Genomic DNA, 16629 nt, shown 5'->3' with positions numbered 1-16629 from the left:
TTACCGATGGTGTATGTCGCCAGCCGTCCGCTGAAAATGGCGGACCTGGATCTGGAAACCGTTACGCAAGCCCACGTACAGGCTGTCCCCCGGGGCCAGCCCGGCTGCCGTGGCCCAACGGGCCAGGTCGTCCTGTTCAAAACCGAGCCAGAGGTCGCCGCAGGCTTCCCGCGCCCAGCCCTGGTCATGGCTGCACAGTTCGGTGACCAGCAGGCTGCCGCCTGCCTTCACCCGCTTGGCCAGCTGGCGCAGGGCCAGGGCCGGATCGCTGAAATGGTGCAGGACCATGTTCAGCACAACGCAGTCGGCTTCCACATCCGTTGCACCCAGTGCATCGGCCAACTGCAGGTTTACATTACCCAGACGTTCACGTTCGCAGACCTGGCGTGCCAGTTCGAGCATGGTCGGGCTGTTGTCCAGCGCGGTGACCCGGGCAAAGCGGCGTGCCAGGTCTGGCAGGAAGCCGCCGTCACCGGGGCCGACCTCCAGGGCACTGGCGGCCGGGTCGAAATTCAGCTTGTCGAGCAGCGCCAGCAGGCTTTCGCGATACTGCGGCAGGCCGGCGATCAGGTCCTGCTGGGCGCGAAACTTCTCTTCCACACGCAGGAAGAAATCCTGGCTGGTGGCGGCACGACGTTGCTGTACCTGGGCAATGCGCGCTTGCACCTCGGCTGGCAGGGCCAGGTCGTCGACCTCTTCGAGCAGTGCCGCATGCAGCCTGCCGCCCAGGCGCAAGCTGTCGGGCAGGGCACGGCGGTAGAAGATGGCGTTGCCTTCGCGGCGGGTGGCGACCAGCTCGGCCTGGGCCAGCACCTTCAGGTGGTGGCTCATGCCCGATTGGCCAACGCCGAAGATCTGCGCCAGTTCCAGCACGCCGAACGAGTCGTTGGCCAGGGCGCGCAACACGTTCAGGCGCAACGCGTCGCCACTGGCTTTGCACAAGGCAGCCAATGCTTCGCATTGCTCGGGGATCAATTGCGCACGAAGGTTCATGGGGCGGCAGTCTAGACAGGCATCGTTGCCCTAGCAAGGGCAATATCAAAAAGTTTTGATATTGGGTGATGAGCGGGACGGTTCGCCCGGTTTTGCCCCGAATTGAAGCCCGATCACAGGAAAATCCCCCGACTGCGACCATACGTCATTGCCCCAAGCCCCCCCAGTGGGCGAAAATGGCCGCCTTTTTCGTGACACCACCTATTCAAGCCCCCCAGGAGATCAGCGATGCCCAGCCGTCGTGAACGTGCCAACGCCATTCGTGCCCTCAGCATGGATGCCGTGCAAAAGGCCAACAGCGGCCACCCAGGTGCCCCCATGGGCATGGCGGATATCGCCGAAGTGCTTTGGCGCGACTATCTGAAGCACAACCCGAGCAACCCGAATTTCGTCGACCGCGACCGCTTCGTGCTGTCCAACGGCCACGGTTCGATGCTGATCTACTCGCTGCTGCACCTGACCGGCTACGACCTGTCGATCGACGACCTCAAGGCCTTCCGCCAGCTGCACAGCCGCACCCCGGGCCACCCGGAATACGGCTACACCCCGGGCGTCGAAACCACCACCGGCCCGCTCGGCCAGGGTATCGCCAACGCCGTGGGCTTCGCCCTGGCGGAGAAAGTGCTGGCCGCCCAGTTCAACCGTGACGGCCACAACATCGTCGACCACAACACCTACGTGTTCCTTGGCGACGGTTGCATGATGGAAGGCATTTCCCACGAAGTCGCCTCGCTGGCCGGCACCCTTGGCCTGAACAAGCTGATCGCCTTCTATGATGACAACGGCATCTCCATCGACGGCGAAGTGCACGGCTGGTTCACCGATAACACCCCGGCGCGCTTCGAAGCGTACAACTGGCAGGTGATCCGCAATGTCGACGGCCATGACGCCGACGAGATCAAGACCGCCATCGAGACCGCCCGCAAGAGCGATCGTCCGACCCTGATCTGCTGCAAGACCATCATCGGTTTCGGCTCGCCGAACAAGCAGGGCAAGGAAGACTGCCACGGCGCACCACTGGGCAACGACGAAATCGCCCTGGCCCGCCAGGCGCTGAACTGGAACCACGGCCCGTTCGAAGTCCCGGCCGACATCTACGCCGAGTGGGACGCCAAGGCTGCCGGTGCCAAGGCTGAAGCCGAGTGGAACCAGCGTTTCGAGGCCTATGCCAAGGCTTATCCGGAGCTGGCTGCCGAGTTCCAGCGTCGTGCTGCCGGCGAGCTGCCGGCCGACTTCAGCGAGAAGGCCCAGGCCTACATCAACGAAGTGGCGGCCAAGGGCGAAACCATCGCCAGCCGCAAGGCCAGCCAGAACGCCCTGAATGCCTTCGGCCCACTGCTGCCCGAGTTCCTCGGCGGTTCGGCTGACCTGGCCGGTTCCAACCTGACCCTGTGGAAGGGCTGCAAGGGTGTCGAAGCCAACGATGCCAGTGGCAACTACGTGTTCTACGGTGTGCGCGAGTTCGGCATGACCGCCATCATGAACGGCGTTGCCCTGCACGGTGGCCTGGTGCCTTACGGCGCGACCTTCCTGATGTTCATGGAATACGCCCGCAACGCCGTGCGCATGTCGGCGCTGATGAAGCAGCGGGTGATCCACGTCTATACCCACGACTCCATCGGCCTGGGCGAAGACGGCCCGACCCACCAGCCGATCGAGCAGCTGACCAGCCTGCGCAGCACGCCGAACCTGGACACCTGGCGCCCGGCCGACGCGGTGGAATCCGCCGTGTCCTGGAAATACGCCCTGGAGCGCAAGGACGGCCCTTCGGCACTGATCTTCTCGCGCCAGAACCTGCAGCACCAGGCGCGTGACGCCCAGCAGATCGCCGCCATCAGCCGCGGCGGCTACGTGCTCAAGGACTGCGCCGGCGAGCCTGAGCTGATCCTGATCTCCACCGGTTCGGAAGTGGGCCTGGCGGTTCAGGCGTTCGACAAGCTGACCGAGCAAGGCCGCAAGGTGCGTGTGGTTTCCATGCCGTGCACCAGCGTGTTCGATGCCCAGGACGCTGCCTACAAGCAGTCGGTATTGCCGCTGGAAGTGGGGGCGCGCATTGCCATCGAAGCCGCCCATGCCGACTTCTGGTACAAGTACGTTGGCCTGGAAGGTCGCGTCATCGGCATGACCACCTACGGTGAGTCGGCGCCGGCTTCGGCTCTGTTCGAAGAGTTCGGCTTCACCGTCGAGAACATCCTCGGTACTGCCGAAGAGCTGCTGGAAGACTGATGTGAAGATGGAGGGCGGTGACGCCCTCCAGGTCGTGCAAGGGGAGGGCTTTGCCCTCCATCGCGATACAGGGCCGCGCCTACAGGGTACTGCGCATGCAGCCCCTTGTAGGCGCGGCCTTGTGTCGCGATGGGCCGCAACGCGGCCCCAACAGCCATCATGCGTTAGCGAGCCAACGAATGTCCCACCCGCGTCCCTACAAAGTTGCACTCAACGGTTATGGCCGTATCGGCCGCTGTGTCCTGCGCGCGCTGTTTGAGCGGGGGGCGAAGGCCGGTTTCGAGATCGTCGCGCTGAACGACCTGGCCGACCAGGCCAGCCTGGAATACCTGACACGCTTCGACTCCACCCACGGGCGTTTTCCTGGTGAGGTGAAGGTCGATGGCGACTGTCTGCATATCAATGGCGATTGCGTGAAGGTAATGCGCAGTGCCACCCCGGAAGGCATCGACTGGGCCGCCCTGGGCATCGACCTGGTGCTGGAGTGCTCCGGCGCCTACCACACCCGCGCCGATGGCCAGCGCTTCCTCGACGCTGGTGCACCGCGGGTGCTGTTCTCGCAGCCGATGGCCAGCGAGGCCGATGTCGACGCCACCGTGGTCTACGGCATCAACCAGGCCTGCCTGACCGGCCGTGAGCGCCTGGTGTCCAACGCCTCGTGCACCACCAATTGCGGCGTGCCGCTGCTGCGCGTGCTGGACCAGGCGTTCGGTATCGAGTACGTGCAGATCACCACCATCCACTCGGCAATGAACGACCAGCCGGTGATCGACGCCTATCACCACGAAGACCTGCGCCGCACGCGTTCCGCCTTTCAATCGGTGATCCCGGTGTCCACTGGTCTGGCGCGTGGCATCGAACGCCTGCTCCCGGAACTTGCCGGGCGAATCCAGGCCAAAGCGGTACGCGTACCGACCGTCAACGTCTCGTGCCTGGACATCACCCTGCAGACTGCCCGTGATACCAGTGCGGCCGAGGTCAACCGGGTGTTGCGCGAGGCGGCGCTGGAAGGCCCGCTGAAAGGCTTGCTGGCCTACACCGAGTTGCCGCATGCCAGCTGTGATTTCAACCATGACCCGCATTCGGCGATCGTCGATGCCAGCCAGACCCGTGTTTCCGGCCCGCGCCTGGTGAACCTGCTGGCCTGGTTCGACAACGAATGGGGGTTTGCCAACCGTATGCTCGACGTTGCCGAACACTATCTGCACGTCGTCCACCCCACCCGCAACAAACAGCCCTGAAGGACTGCATTCATGACCGTGTTGAAGATGACCGACCTCGACCTGCAAGGTAAACGCGTACTGATCCGCGAAGACCTCAACGTGCCTGTGAAGGACGGTGTGGTTGCCAGCGATGCGCGTATCCTGGCAGCGCTGCCGACCATCAAGCTGGCCCTGGAGAAGGGCGCGGCGGTAATGGTCTGCTCGCACCTGGGCCGTCCGACCGAAGGTGAATTTTCGGCCGAGAACAGCCTCAAGCCAGTTGCCGACTACCTGAGCAAGGCCCTGGGCCGTGAAGTGCCGCTGGTTGCCGACTACCTCGAAGGTGTCGAGGTCCAGGCCGGTTCCCTGGTGCTGTTCGAGAACGTGCGCTTCAACAAGGGCGAGAAGAAGAACGCCGACGAGCTGGCGCAGAAGTACGCCGCCCTGTGCGACGTGTTCGTCATGGACGCTTTCGGTACCGCCCACCGCGCCGAAGGCTCGACCCACGGTGTTGCCAAGTTCGCCAAGGTCGCTGCTGCCGGCCCGCTGCTGGCAGCCGAGCTGGATGCCCTGGGCAAGGCCCTGAAAGCCCCGGCCAAGCCGATGGCCGCCATCGTTGCCGGCTCCAAGGTGTCCACCAAGCTGGACGTGCTGAACAGCCTGAGCGCAGTCTGCGACCAGCTGATCGTCGGCGGCGGCATCGCCAACACCTTCCTCGCCGCCGCTGGCCACCCAGTGGGCAAGTCGCTGTACGAGCCTGACCTGGTCGACACGGCCAAGGCCATCGCTGCCAAGGTCAGCGTGCCGCTGCCGGTCGACGTGGTGGTTGCCAAGGAATTTGCCGAAAGCGCCGAAGCCACCGTCAAGGCCATTGCCGAGGTTGCCGCCGACGACATGATCCTGGACATCGGCCCGCAAACCGCTGCCAACTTCGCCGAGCTGCTGAAGTCGTCGAAAACCATCCTGTGGAACGGCCCGGTCGGTGTGTTCGAGTTCGACCAGTTCGGCAATGGCACCAAGGTGCTGGCCAAGGCCATCGCCGATAGCGCGGCATTCTCCATCGCTGGCGGCGGTGACACCCTGGCGGCGATCGACAAGTATGGCGTTGGCGCCGATATCTCCTACATTTCTACCGGTGGGGGCGCCTTCCTCGAGTTCGTCGAGGGCAAGGTCCTGCCGGCCGTGGCAATTCTGGAAGAGCGGGCCAAGGCCTGATGACGTCGGCGCTTGGCAAAGGGAGTGGCCTGATGGTCAAGCAATTGCCTGTGATGATGCTGGCTGGCCTGCTGAGCGCCTGCGCCGGCAGCCCGGCCTCCGACAGCGACCCGGCGCAACCGCCCAAGGGCGGCTGCTACCAGTCCGAGTGGCAAGCCGAGACCGTGCCGGTCATCAGCAAGCGCGTGGGCCCGGAAGGCCTGGAAAAGTACGACGAAGACCACCAGCGCAAGGCGCCGGGTTGCCCTTGATCGGGTAACAGGCAACCTGAAGGCTGATTTGTGGTCTTGAGGTAGGGCCCGCTGTGCGGCCCTTCGCGGGCTTGCCCGCTCCCATAGGCATAGCGCTTGAGCTGTGGGAGCGGGCAAGCCCGCGAAGGGCTGCACAGTAGCCCCAAATCGAGGAAGCTGAATGAAAGCGCTTTTGGCCGTGACGGCCCTGGCGACACTGGCAGGATGCTCGCTGCTGCAGCCGGCGCAACCCGCCCCGGCGGATGACTGGACCCGTTGGGTCTGCGACAGCCAGGCTGAAGTGCTGTGGCGCTTCGCCGATGCGCAACGTGACCAGGTCGATGTGCGCCTGGGTGGCGGCGACCAGGTCTACCGGCTCAAGGCCGAGCCCGGTGCATCGGGTGCGCTGTACAGCGATGGCATGCTGGCCTTCCATACCAAGGGCGAAGAGGGCCTGGTGTATTGGGTGGCGACCAACGATCTGATTGGGCGGGGCTGCAAGGCACCGTGACTGGCCGGGCCGCGAGGGTGGCCCACACTACTTGAACAGCAACCGCCCCTGCGGCAGGCTTGCACGAAACAAACGACGCTTGTCGGGAGAGAGATACACCATGGCACTCATTAGCATGCGCCAGATGCTGGACCACGCCGCCGAGTTCGGTTACGGCGTACCAGCTTTCAACGTCAACAACCTCGAGCAGATGCGCGCCATCATGGAAGCGGCCGACAAGACCGACTCGCCGGTGATCGTCCAGGCTTCGGCCGGTGCGCGCAAATACGCTGGCGCGCCGTTCCTGCGTCACCTGATCCTGGCTGCCATCGAAGAATTCCCGCACATCCCGGTGTGCATGCACCAGGACCACGGCACCAGCCCTGACGTCTGCCAGCGTTCGATCCAGCTGGGCTTCAGCTCGGTGATGATGGACGGCTCGCTGGGTGAGGACGGCAAGACCCCGACCGACTACGAGTACAACGTCCGCGTTACCCAGCAGACCGTGGCCATGGCTCACGCCTGTGGCGTTTCGGTAGAAGGCGAGCTGGGCTGCCTGGGTTCGCTGGAAACTGGCATGGCCGGTGAAGAAGACGGCATCGGCGCCGAAGGTGTGCTGGACCACAGCCAGATGCTGACCGACCCTGAAGAGGCTGCGGACTTCGTCAAGAAGACCCAGGTCGACGCCCTGGCGATCGCCATCGGTACCAGCCACGGTGCCTACAAGTTCACCAAGCCACCAACCGGTGACGTGCTGGCGATCGACCGCATCAAGGAAATCCACAAGCGCATCCCCAACACCCACCTGGTGATGCACGGTTCGTCCTCGGTACCGCAAGAGTGGCTGGCGATCATCAACCAGTACGGCGGCGACATCAAGGAAACCTATGGTGTACCGGTCGAGGAAATCGTCGAAGGCATCAAGTACGGCGTGCGCAAGGTCAACATCGACACTGACCTGCGTCTGGCTTCCACCGGTGCCATCCGCCGCCACATGGCCATGCACCCGAGCGAGTTCGACCCACGCAAGTTCTTCGCCGAGACCGTCAAGGCCATGCGTGACGTGTGCATCGCCCGCTACGAAGCTTTCGGCACCGCCGGCAATGCCTCGAAGATCAAGCCGATCTCCCTGGAAGGCATGTTCCAGCGCTATGCCAAGGGCGAACTGGCCGCCAAGGTCAACTGATCGACTGGCAACACGAAAAACCCGCAGAAATGCGGGTTTTTCATTTTTCGCGTTCAGAATATTGCTGCTGCCGTACAGGCTCGGCCCACAGGCGCTGGATAAACCACGGCGAACCGACCGTTAGTCGGCTACGGTACAGTTAAGTCCCTGATAGCGTTCTGATTGCATTGCGTGTTATTCGCGTAGAGCTAGAGTACTAATGGATCCAAGTGTATTTTGAAGTCGGTCACATAATAGAGAAGCAGCATGGATGGCGCTCACGCTCTACCACAGCCACTGGATGGCAATTCGGTTCTCCTGGTGGTAGACGATTACCCCGAGAACCTCATCAGCATGCGGGCGTTGCTGGCCCGTCAGGATTGGCAGGTGTTGACGGCAAGTTCGGGTATGGAAGCCTTGAACGCATTGCTCGAACATGAAGTCGATCTGGTCTTGCTGGATGTACAGATGCCGGAAATGGATGGCTTCGAAGTCGCCCGGCTGATGCGCGGCAGCCAGCGTACCCGGCTGACGCCGATCATCTTCCTCACCGCCAACGAACAGTCCGAAGCGGCCGTGCTCAAAGGCTATGCCAGCGGCGCCGTGGACTACATGTTCAAGCCGTTCGACCCACAGATCCTCAAGCCCAAGGTCCAGGCCCTGCTCGAGCAGCAGCGTAACCGGCGCATGCTGCAACGCCTGACCCGCGAGCTGGAAGCGGCCACGGCGTTCAATGCGTCGATCCTGGAAAACGCCGCCGAGGGCATCCTGGTGGTGGATGCGCAGGGCATCATCAGCTTTGCCAACCCGGCCATATCCAACCTGTTGTCCACGCCGGTAGCACAGCTGCAGGGCGCCCGCCTGCTCGATCTGGTGCAACTGGCCAATGCCAGCCTGTGGGAGGACTCGGGCTTCTACCAGGCCTACCTGGGCAGGCAGATCTTCCGTGTGCATGATGCCCAACTGCGCACCTCTGGCGCTGAGCTGTTGCCCGTGGCGTTGTCCTGCGCACCGCTGCCGGTCGACCAGCAGGCCATGGTAGTGACGGTGCTGGACATGTCGGTGGTGCGCAACCTGCACCAGCAGCTGGAGTACCAGGCCGTGACCGACCCGCTTACCGGCCTGCTCAACCGCCGCGGTTTCTACCAGGCCGCCGAAGGCGCGCTGTTGCGCAACGAGCGCTCGGACAAGTCGCAGGCATTGATGTACATGGACCTGGACGGCTTCAAGCGCATCAACGACTCGCTTGGCCACGACGCCGGTGACCGGGTGTTGCGCTGGGTCGCCGAGCAGCTCAAGGACTGCCTGGGCAGCGAGGCGCTGCTCGCGCGCATGGGCGGCGATGAATTCACCGCGCTGTTCGACGGCCTGCCCTATCCGGAGCAGGCCGGGCGGTATGCCGAGCGGCTGCTCGAACGCGTGTCCATCAGCCACGAGGTGGACGGCTTCGATGTGTGCCTTGGGGTTAGCATTGGTATCGCCACCTACCCGGACTGCGGCGCCAACGTCGAAGGCCTGTTGCGTGCTGCCGATGCGGCGATGTATGCGGCCAAGCAGGCGGGGCGCCAGCAGTACCGCTTCTACGACCAGGAACTCAATGGCCGGGCGCGGTCACGACTGATGCTGGAAGACAGCGTGCGCGCGGCCATCGAGCAGCAGGACTTCACCCTGGTGTACCAGCCGCAGGTCGCCTTCGCTGACGGTCACCTGCGTGGTTTCGAGGCGTTGCTGCGCTGGCAGCACCCCAGTGTTGGCGATGTGCCGCCGGGGTTGTTCATCCCGCTGCTGGAGGAAGCGCGCCTGATCAACCGCCTGGCCAGCTGGATCTACCGTCAGGGTGCGGCCCAGCGCCAGGCCTGGTGCCAGCGCTTCGCCGCAGACCTGGTGCTGGGTATCAGCCTGAGCCGTGCGCAATTCGTCATGCCGGGCCTGGTCGAGGAATTGCAGCGGGTAATCCAGCTGTACCAACTGGACCCGACACAGCTGGAAGTGGAAGTGGCGGAAACTTCGTTGATGTACAACATCGATGCGGCGGTGAAACAGATCCACCGCTTGCGCGAACTGGGTGTACGGGTAGCGCTGGACGATTTTGGTGCTGGCGACTGTTCGTTGCGCATGTTGCGCGACCTGCCGATCGATACGCTCAAACTCGACCGCCACCTGGTGGCGCGCCTGCCCGACTCGGCGGTGGATGCCGCGCTGGTGCGCAGCGTTATCAGCCTGTGCGCCGACTACCGCATCACGGTGATCGCCGAAGGCGTGGAAACCCCGGTTCAGGCGGCCTGGCTGAAGGCCAATGGTTGTCAGTACGTGCAGGGTTTCCTGGTGGCTTACCCGATGACGGCAGCGGATGCCAGCAGTTTCCCGGCGATTTTCTCCTGGCCCCAGCCTTGATTGGCTAGAATCGGCATTCGCCATACCGAAAGCCGCACCATGACTGTATTACGTTACCTGCAAGCCTACCCCCCGCACGTGCAGCAGCAGGTGCGGCAGATGATCGACAGCGACCGCCTGGGCGAGTATCTGCAGCGCCGCTACCCTGACCGCCATGATGTACAAAGCGACAAGGCGCTGTACGGCTATGCCCAGGACCTGCGCCAGCAATACCTGCGCAGCGCGCCGAACCTGGACAAGGTGCTGTTCGACAATCGCCTCGACCTGACCCACCGGGCCCTGGGCCTGAACACGGCGGTGTCCAGGGTGCAGGGCGGCAAGCTCAAGGCGAAGAAGGAAATCCGCATTGCCTCGCTGTTCAAGGAGGCAGCGCCGCAGTTCTTGCGCATGATCGTGGTGCACGAACTGGCACACCTGCGCGAGCGTGATCACAACAAGGCGTTCTACCAGCTCTGCCAGCACATGGAGCCGGACTACCACCAACTGGAATTCGACCTGCGCGTCTACCTGACCTATCGGGAGCTGCCGGGCAACTGTTAAGGACCATGCAGCATGGAAGTGAGCAAGACCAAGAGCAGCTTCTACCGCCGTCTGTACGTGGCCTGGCTGATCGACAGCCAGACCGCGACCAGCGTGCCCGCCCTGATGGAGGCCACCGGCATGCCACGGCGTACCGCCCAGGACACCATCGCCGCGCTGGCCGACCTGGATATCGTCTGCGAGTTCGAGCAGCAGGCAGGCGCGCGCAATCACGCCGGGCACTACCGTATTCATGACTGGGGGGCGATCGACAAGCAGTGGATCATCCGCCACCTGCGGCAGATTCGGGAAGTGCTGGGTTACCCCTGACAATCCGCGCCGTATGCGCAATGTCGCCTGCTGGATATGGGCTTCGGCCAAAATAGAGGCTAAATGACACTATTGGCCGCTGTCCTGCACACGCGCTTTGTGTAATCTCATCGGCAGTTGCAAAGAAGACCGCCCTGACAATGTGTGCTCCCTCATTGCGAAAAGGACTTGAGCATGCGGCCACTGCTATGTGTTCTGGGATTACTGGCAATGATGCTGGCAACTCCCGCCCTGGGTCTGGACAAGCTGCGCCTGGTGGCAGACAACTGGCCACCGTTCACCGACGCCGGTATGCCGGGCGGCGGCCTGGCGACCAGTATTGTCACCACCGCGCTGACCCGGGCCGGCTATACCAGCGAGTTCGAAGAGGTGCCGTGGGCGCGGGCGTTGCTCGGCATAGGCGAAGGGCGCTACGACGTGCTGATCAACGCCTGGTACAACGATTCGCGTGAACGTATCGGGCAGTTTTCCTCCGCCTACCTGAATAACCGCATTCGCCTGCTGCAGCGCAAGGGCGAGGCGTTCCGCCATGAACGCCAATCCGATTTGTACCCCTACAGTATTGCGGTGGTGCGTGGATACGCCTATTCCCCGGAGTTCGACAACGACGCCCAGCTGCGCAAAGTGCCGGTGCGCAACTTTTCCTCGGCGGTACGCATGCTGGCAGCAGGTCGGGTGGACCTGGCAGTGGAAGAGGAGTACGTGGCCCGTTACAACCTGCAGCGCGAACCGCAGGCGGTGCGTGACGCAGTGATGCTGGTGGAACCGCCGCTGGGAGAGAACACCCTGCACATCCTGGTCAGCTTGAAGCATCCCGAGCATGCACGGATCGTCGAGCGGTTCGAACGGGCGATTACGGCGATGAAGGCCGATGGCAGCTATGCGCGGCTGCTGCGCCAGTATGGTTTCTGACCCCTGGCGCCTGTACGGGCCGCACAACAATCAGCCCGGCGCACCCTCCTTGATCAGGTGCGCTGCCAAGGTCCGCAAGGGTGCCAACTGCCGGCAGATCAACGCCAGCTGCGTCTGCACCAGGCGTTGGTGTTCGTCCAGCTCTTCCGGCATCTGCTCCAGGGTATTGGCCAGCGCCTCTTCGGCATCACTGTGAATCGCCACCGGCGACCGCGCGGCCAGGCCATTGGCGATCTCGTCCAGGCTGCTGGCCAGGCTTTGCCCGGCACCTTCGATCAATTGTTCCTGCACCTCCGCCGGCAAGGCGGTATCGCGGTGCGCGCCCAGCCCGGAGAGGTAGCTGAGCAAGGTATGCGACAGCACCAGGAAGCGGAAACCGACGTCGGCTTCCTTGCGGAAGTGCCCCGGCTCCATGAGCATGTTGGCCAGGGTGGTGGACAGTGCCGCGTCGGCGTTGTGGGCGTTACGCCGGGCCAGGCGGTAGGCGAGGTCGTCGCGCTTGCCGTGGGCATACTGCTGCATGATCTGGCGCAGGTACACGCTGGCGCAGGTCAGGGTATTGGCCAGCACCTTGTTCAAGCGTCGCCCCTGCCAGTCGGGCAGGAACAGGAATACGGCAAGAATGGCGATCAGGCTGCCCACCAGGGTATCGAACAGGCGTGGCAGGAACAGGCCGTAGCCATCGCCGATCTGGTTGAAACAGAACAGCACCATCAGGGTGATGGCTGCCGTGGCCAAGGTGTAGCGGGTGGTGCGGTTGACGAAGAACACCACCCCGGCGACCACGGCGAACAACGACTGCACGACCGGGTTGGGGAACAGGTCGAACAACGCCCAGCCGACGGTAAGGCCGAACGCGGTACCGACTATCCGCTGCCCCAGCTTGCGCCGGGTTGCACCGTAGTTGGGTTGGCAGACGAACAGGGTGGTGAGGATGATCCAGTAGCCTTGGGTCGGGTGGATCAGGTGCACCATGCCATAGCCGATCGACAATGCCAGCGGCAGGCGCAAGGCATGGCGGAACAGCAGTGAGGTCGGGGTCAGCTGGGTGCGCAAGCGCGTCCACACGTCCTTCAGCGAACGTGGCGAGCGGTCGAGCAGGCTGCTGTCGCTGGCATCGGCCAGGCTGTCCGGGTTGCTGGCCGCACTGAGCAGGCGGTCCAGCGTCGCCAGGTTGGCCGCCAGCGCCCTCAGCGAGCGCAACAGGCCGCGCCACGCCGGGTTGCTCTGGATACGCAGGTGTTCCAGCGAGGCGTTGAGGTCCTCGAGGGCTTCGGGATAACCGCTGGCCAGCACGAACGGCTGGCGCAGGCGGATCGAACGGGCCAGCTCCTGGCAGGACGAGCCCTGTTTGCGCAGCAGGCGTTGGCAGCGGAACATCACGTCGCTGTGGAAGAACGCCTCGGTCAGGGCGTTGTACGGGTAATGCGAGGCGCTGACCCGCTCATGGATGTCCTGCGCCAGGAAGTACAGCTTGAGGTAGCGGCTGACCTTGGAGTTGGGCTGGCTGTTGCCTACCCGGTGCAGGATGATCTCCTTGGCCGTGTTGAGGGCCGCCACCACCTTGCCGTTCTGCTGGGCCAGCTCCAGGCGCCGCGCTTCGATATCGAGGGTGCGGATGGGCTCGAACAGGCTGGCCTTGAGCTTGAGGTAGCTGCCCAGCTCGAAGAACAGCTTGGCCAGGCTCTGTTGCACCGGCTGGTTGGAAAACAGCGCTTGCCACAGCACCGACAGCAGCCCGTACCAGGCCGCACCTGCCACCAGCAGCAACGGTTCGTGCCAGAAGTCGGTGACCAGGCCGCCGCGCTGGTCCACACCGATCATGGTGTAGACCGATGTGATCAAGGTCGCCGAGGCGATGGCGCCGTAGCGTTCGCCCAGCGCCCCGAGCATGGTCAGGCTGAAGGCGGCGACCGCCAGGGCGATGACGAAGATCCAGGGGTAGGGGAACAGCAGCTCGACTGCCAGCGCGGCGATCGCGAAACACACCAGGGTAACGGCCAGGGCGCTGAGACGGCCCTGCCAGCTGTCATCGGTTTCCGCCAGGGCGCTGGCGATGATGCCGAGGAACAGTGGGATCAGCAGGGCCATCTCGTTCTGGTACCAGCACAGGGCCAGGCTGCCGGTGAGGGCGATGGTGACCCGGATGCTGTAGCTGAACTTGTCTTGGCCCCACAGGCGACGCAGTGACTGACGGAACGAGCTCGATGACATGATGGCCTGCTGGGCAGTGAGCGATTGAATGCATGGCGGCACGGTCAGCAAGAAGCGTTCCGTGCTGCTGAATGGATTCTACTCTACACGAACTGCGCAGCGGCATTGGCGGAGGCCCAGGCCCACTGGAAATTGAAACCGCCCAGGTGGCCGGTGACATCGAGTACCTCACCGATGAAATACAAGCCAGGGCTCTTCAGCGACTCCATGGTCTTGGACGATACTTCGCGGGTGTCCACCCCACCCAAGGTCACTTCGGCGGTGCGGTAGCCCTCGGTGCCGGCCGGTACTACCTGCCAGTTCGCCAGCTTGTCGGCGATCTGCGCCAGTTCTGCCGAGGTGTACTGCTTCATGGGCCTGGACTCGAACCACTGCTCGGCCAGCAGGTTGGCCAGCTTGCGGGTGAATACCTCGCCCAGCACGGTCTTCAGTTCGGCGTTGGCGCGTTCGGCCTGCATCTGTTGCAGCCAGGCCAGTGCATCGCGGTCGGGCAACAGGTTGATCTCGAGCGTGTCACCGGCCTCCCAGAACGACGAGATCTGCAGGATCGCCGGGCCGCTCAGGCCGCGGTGGGTGAACAGCAGGTTCTCGCGGAAGCTGGTGCCGTTGCAACTGGCGGTGCAATCCAGCGAGGTGCCGGACAGCTCGCTGCACAGTGCCTTGAGTTGGGGCTCGGTGATGGTGAATGGCACCAGGCCGGCGCGGGTCGGCAGCAGGGTGTGGCCGAACTGGCGCGCCACCTGGTAGCCGAAGCCGCTGGCACCCAGGGTCGGGATCGACAGGCCGCCGGTGGCGATCACCAACGACTGGCAGGCGAACTGGCCAGCGCTGGTCTGCAGCAAGTAGCCGCCTTCGGTCTTCTCGATCTGTTCGATGCTGGTGTGCATGCGGATCTCGGCACCAGCCTCGTCGCATTCGGCCAGCAGCATGTCGAGGATGTCGCTGGCCTTGTTGTCGCAGAACAGCTGGCCGAGCTTCTTCTCGTGGTAGGCCACGCCGTGCTTGCACACCAGCTCGATGAAGTCCCACTGGGTATAGCGGGCCAGGGCCGATTTGCAGAAGTGGGGGTTGTGCGAGAGGAAGTTGCCGGGTTCGGTGTACAGGTTGGTGAAGTTGCAGCGCCCGCCACCGGACATGAGGATCTTCTTGCCCGGTTTGTTGGCGTGGTCGAGTACCAGCACCCGGCGGCCGCGGCGGGCGCTGAGCTGGGCGCACATCAGGCCGGCGGCGCCGGCGCCGAGGATGATCACGTAGGTGGAGTGCACGGTGTTACCTCTTCAGGATTACTGGGGCTGCTTTGCAGCCCCTTCGCGACACAAGGCCGCTCCTACAGGAGTTTGCGAGCCCCTGCAGGAGCGGCCTTGTGACGCGAAAGGGCCGCAAAGCGGCGCAAAATCAGGTCAGACGATGCGGACTTTCAGCGAGCGCCCCTTGATCTTGCCGCTGTTCAAGCGCTGCATGGCCTGCTTGGCCAGCGTCCGCTCCACGGCAACAAAGGCCTGGAAGTCAAAGATCGCAATCTTGCCCACCTGCTTGCCCGGGATCCCGGCGTCCCCGGTCAGCGCGCCAAGGATGTCGCCCGGGCGCAGCTTGTCCTTGCGCCCGGCGGCGATGCACAGGGTGCTCATCAGCGGCAGCAGCGGCTCGCCGCCCTTGCTCTTCAGGCTGTCCAGCTGGTCCCAGCGCAGCGGGCTTTTCTGCAGCGCTTCGATGGCCTGGGCGCGGTGGCCCTCGGCAGGTGCCACCAGGCTGACCGCAATACCTTTTTCGCCCGCACGGCCAGTACGGCCCACACGGTGCACATGGATTTCCGCATCACGCGCCAGCTCGACGTTGATGACCATGTCCAGGCCATCGATGTCCAGGCCGCGTGCCGCCACGTCGGTGGCCACCAGCACCGAACTGCTGCGGTTGGCGAACATGGTCAGCACCTGGTCGCGGTCGCGCTGTTCCAGATCGCCGTGCAGGGCCTGGGCAACGATGCCCTTGGCGGTCAGGTGGGCGACCACGTCCTCGCACTGCTGCTTGGTGAAGCAGAACGCCACGCAGGACTGCGGGCGGTAGTGGCCGAGCACGCGGGTGACGGCCTCCAGGCGCTGTTGCGGGTCGATCTCGATGAAACGCTGCTCGATCTGGTTGTCGGTATGCAGGCTCTCGACCTTGACTTGTTGCGGGTTGCGCATGAAGTCGGCGGCCAGTTGCTTGATACCAGCCGGGTAGGTGGCCGAGAACAGCAAGGTCTGGCGGCGCGACGGGGTCTTGCCGATGATGCTGGCGATGGCGTCGAAGAAGCCCATGTCGAGCATGCGGTCGGCTTCATCCAGCACCAGGGTGTTCAGGCCGTCGAGTACCAGGGTGCCCTTGTCCAGGTGCTGCTGGATGCGCCCCGGGGTACCGACGATGATGTGCGCGCCATGCTCCAGCGAAGCGATCTGCGGGCCCAGCGAAACACCGCCGCACAGGGTCAGGATCTTGATGTTGTCCTCGGCGCGGGCCAGGCGGCGCAGCTCCTTGGCCACCTGGTCGGCAAGCTCGCGGGTGGGGCACAGCACCAGCGCCTGGCAGCCGAAATAGCGCGGGTTGATCGGATTGAGCAGGCCGATGCCGAAGGCGGCGGTCTTGCCGCTGCCGGTCTTGGCCTGGGCGATCAGGTCCTGGCCCTTGAGGATGACCGGCAGGCTCTCGGCCTGGATCGGCGTCATCGAGGCATAGCCGAGGGCGTCCAGGTTGGCCAGCATG

14 protein-coding genes are annotated in these 16629 nt (G+C 63.9%); 10 read left to right on the top strand and 4 right to left on the bottom strand.

Going from position 1 to position 16629, the window contains the following annotated elements:
• Nucleotides 1-993 (bottom strand): metalloregulator ArsR/SmtB family transcription factor, encoded by a 993-nt coding sequence (locus tag HG549_RS23280; protein WP_170033136.1) that lies wholly within the window; start codon nucleotides 991-993, stop codon nucleotides 1-3.
• A gap of 228 nt (nucleotides 994-1221) precedes the next feature.
• Here HG549_RS23280 and tkt point away from each other — a divergent pair, with 228 nt between their 5' ends.
• The 10 genes from tkt to HG549_RS23230 all read left to right on the top strand — a co-directional run bounded on the left by tkt (nucleotide 1222) and on the right by HG549_RS23230 (nucleotide 11676).
• A complete protein-coding gene (tkt, locus tag HG549_RS23275) occupies nucleotides 1222-3219 on the top strand; it encodes a transketolase (RefSeq protein ID WP_170033134.1) in 1998 nt (665 codons plus the stop codon).
• A gap of 179 nt (nucleotides 3220-3398) precedes the next feature.
• A complete protein-coding gene (epd, locus tag HG549_RS23270) occupies nucleotides 3399-4460 on the top strand; it encodes an erythrose-4-phosphate dehydrogenase (RefSeq protein ID WP_170033132.1) in 1062 nt (353 codons plus the stop codon).
• 12 nt (nucleotides 4461-4472) lie between these two features.
• Nucleotides 4473-5636, top strand: coding sequence for a phosphoglycerate kinase (locus HG549_RS23265; RefSeq protein ID WP_170033130.1), 1164 nt, complete (start codon nucleotides 4473-4475; stop codon nucleotides 5634-5636).
• The gene (locus HG549_RS23260) at nucleotides 5636-5887 is read left to right on the top strand and encodes a hypothetical protein (protein ID WP_170033128.1); all 252 of its coding nucleotides are present in this window, start codon (nucleotides 5636-5638) and stop codon (nucleotides 5885-5887) included. Before HG549_RS23265 ends, HG549_RS23260 begins: the two co-directional genes overlap by 1 nt.
• Before the next feature lie 160 nt (nucleotides 5888-6047).
• Nucleotides 6048-6377: an MliC family protein gene (locus HG549_RS23255; protein WP_170033126.1), complete on the top strand. Its 330-nt coding sequence runs from the start codon at nucleotides 6048-6050 to the stop codon at nucleotides 6375-6377.
• A gap of 100 nt (nucleotides 6378-6477) precedes the next feature.
• Nucleotides 6478-7542, top strand: a complete 1065-nt coding sequence (fba, locus tag HG549_RS23250) for a class II fructose-bisphosphate aldolase (RefSeq protein WP_170033124.1) — start codon at nucleotides 6478-6480, stop codon at nucleotides 7540-7542.
• Nucleotides 7543-7788: 246 nt separating this feature from the next.
• Entirely contained in the window at nucleotides 7789-9915 is a 2127-nt protein-coding gene (locus tag HG549_RS23245) for a bifunctional diguanylate cyclase/phosphodiesterase (protein ID WP_170033122.1), read from the top strand.
• 39 nt (nucleotides 9916-9954) lie between these two features.
• Nucleotides 9955-10455 carry a M48 family metallopeptidase gene (locus HG549_RS23240; RefSeq protein WP_170033120.1) on the top strand — a complete coding sequence of 167 codons (501 nt, stop codon included), beginning with the start codon at nucleotides 9955-9957 and terminating at the stop codon, nucleotides 10453-10455.
• A gap of 12 nt (nucleotides 10456-10467) precedes the next feature.
• Nucleotides 10468-10764, top strand: a complete 297-nt coding sequence (locus HG549_RS23235) for a helix-turn-helix domain-containing protein (RefSeq protein WP_170033118.1) — start codon at nucleotides 10468-10470, stop codon at nucleotides 10762-10764.
• Between the two features lie 174 nt (nucleotides 10765-10938).
• Nucleotides 10939-11676: an ABC transporter substrate-binding protein gene (locus tag HG549_RS23230; protein WP_170033116.1), complete on the top strand. Its 738-nt coding sequence runs from the start codon at nucleotides 10939-10941 to the stop codon at nucleotides 11674-11676.
• 30 nt (nucleotides 11677-11706) lie between these two features.
• Here the strand turns inward: HG549_RS23230 and yccS are convergent, their stop codons facing one another.
• The 3 genes from yccS to dbpA form a co-directional block, all read right to left on the bottom strand.
• The gene (gene yccS / locus HG549_RS23225) at nucleotides 11707-13890 is read right to left on the bottom strand and encodes a YccS family putative transporter (protein ID WP_170033114.1); all 2184 of its coding nucleotides are present in this window, start codon (nucleotides 13888-13890) and stop codon (nucleotides 11707-11709) included.
• A gap of 83 nt (nucleotides 13891-13973) precedes the next feature.
• A complete protein-coding gene (locus tag HG549_RS23220) occupies nucleotides 13974-15155 on the bottom strand; it encodes an NAD(P)/FAD-dependent oxidoreductase (protein WP_170033112.1) in 1182 nt (393 codons plus the stop codon).
• Nucleotides 15156-15290: 135 nt separating this feature from the next.
• Nucleotides 15291-16628, bottom strand: a complete 1338-nt coding sequence (gene dbpA, locus HG549_RS23215) for an ATP-dependent RNA helicase DbpA (protein WP_256666140.1) — start codon at nucleotides 16626-16628, stop codon at nucleotides 15291-15293.
• Nucleotide 16629 lies beyond the last annotated feature (1 nt).

This window comes from Pseudomonas sp. SK (assembly GCF_012975065.1).
Lineage (GTDB): Bacteria > Pseudomonadota > Gammaproteobacteria > Pseudomonadales > Pseudomonadaceae > Aquipseudomonas > Aquipseudomonas anuradhapurensis.
This window is presented reverse-complemented; position numbering and strand designations above follow the sequence as displayed.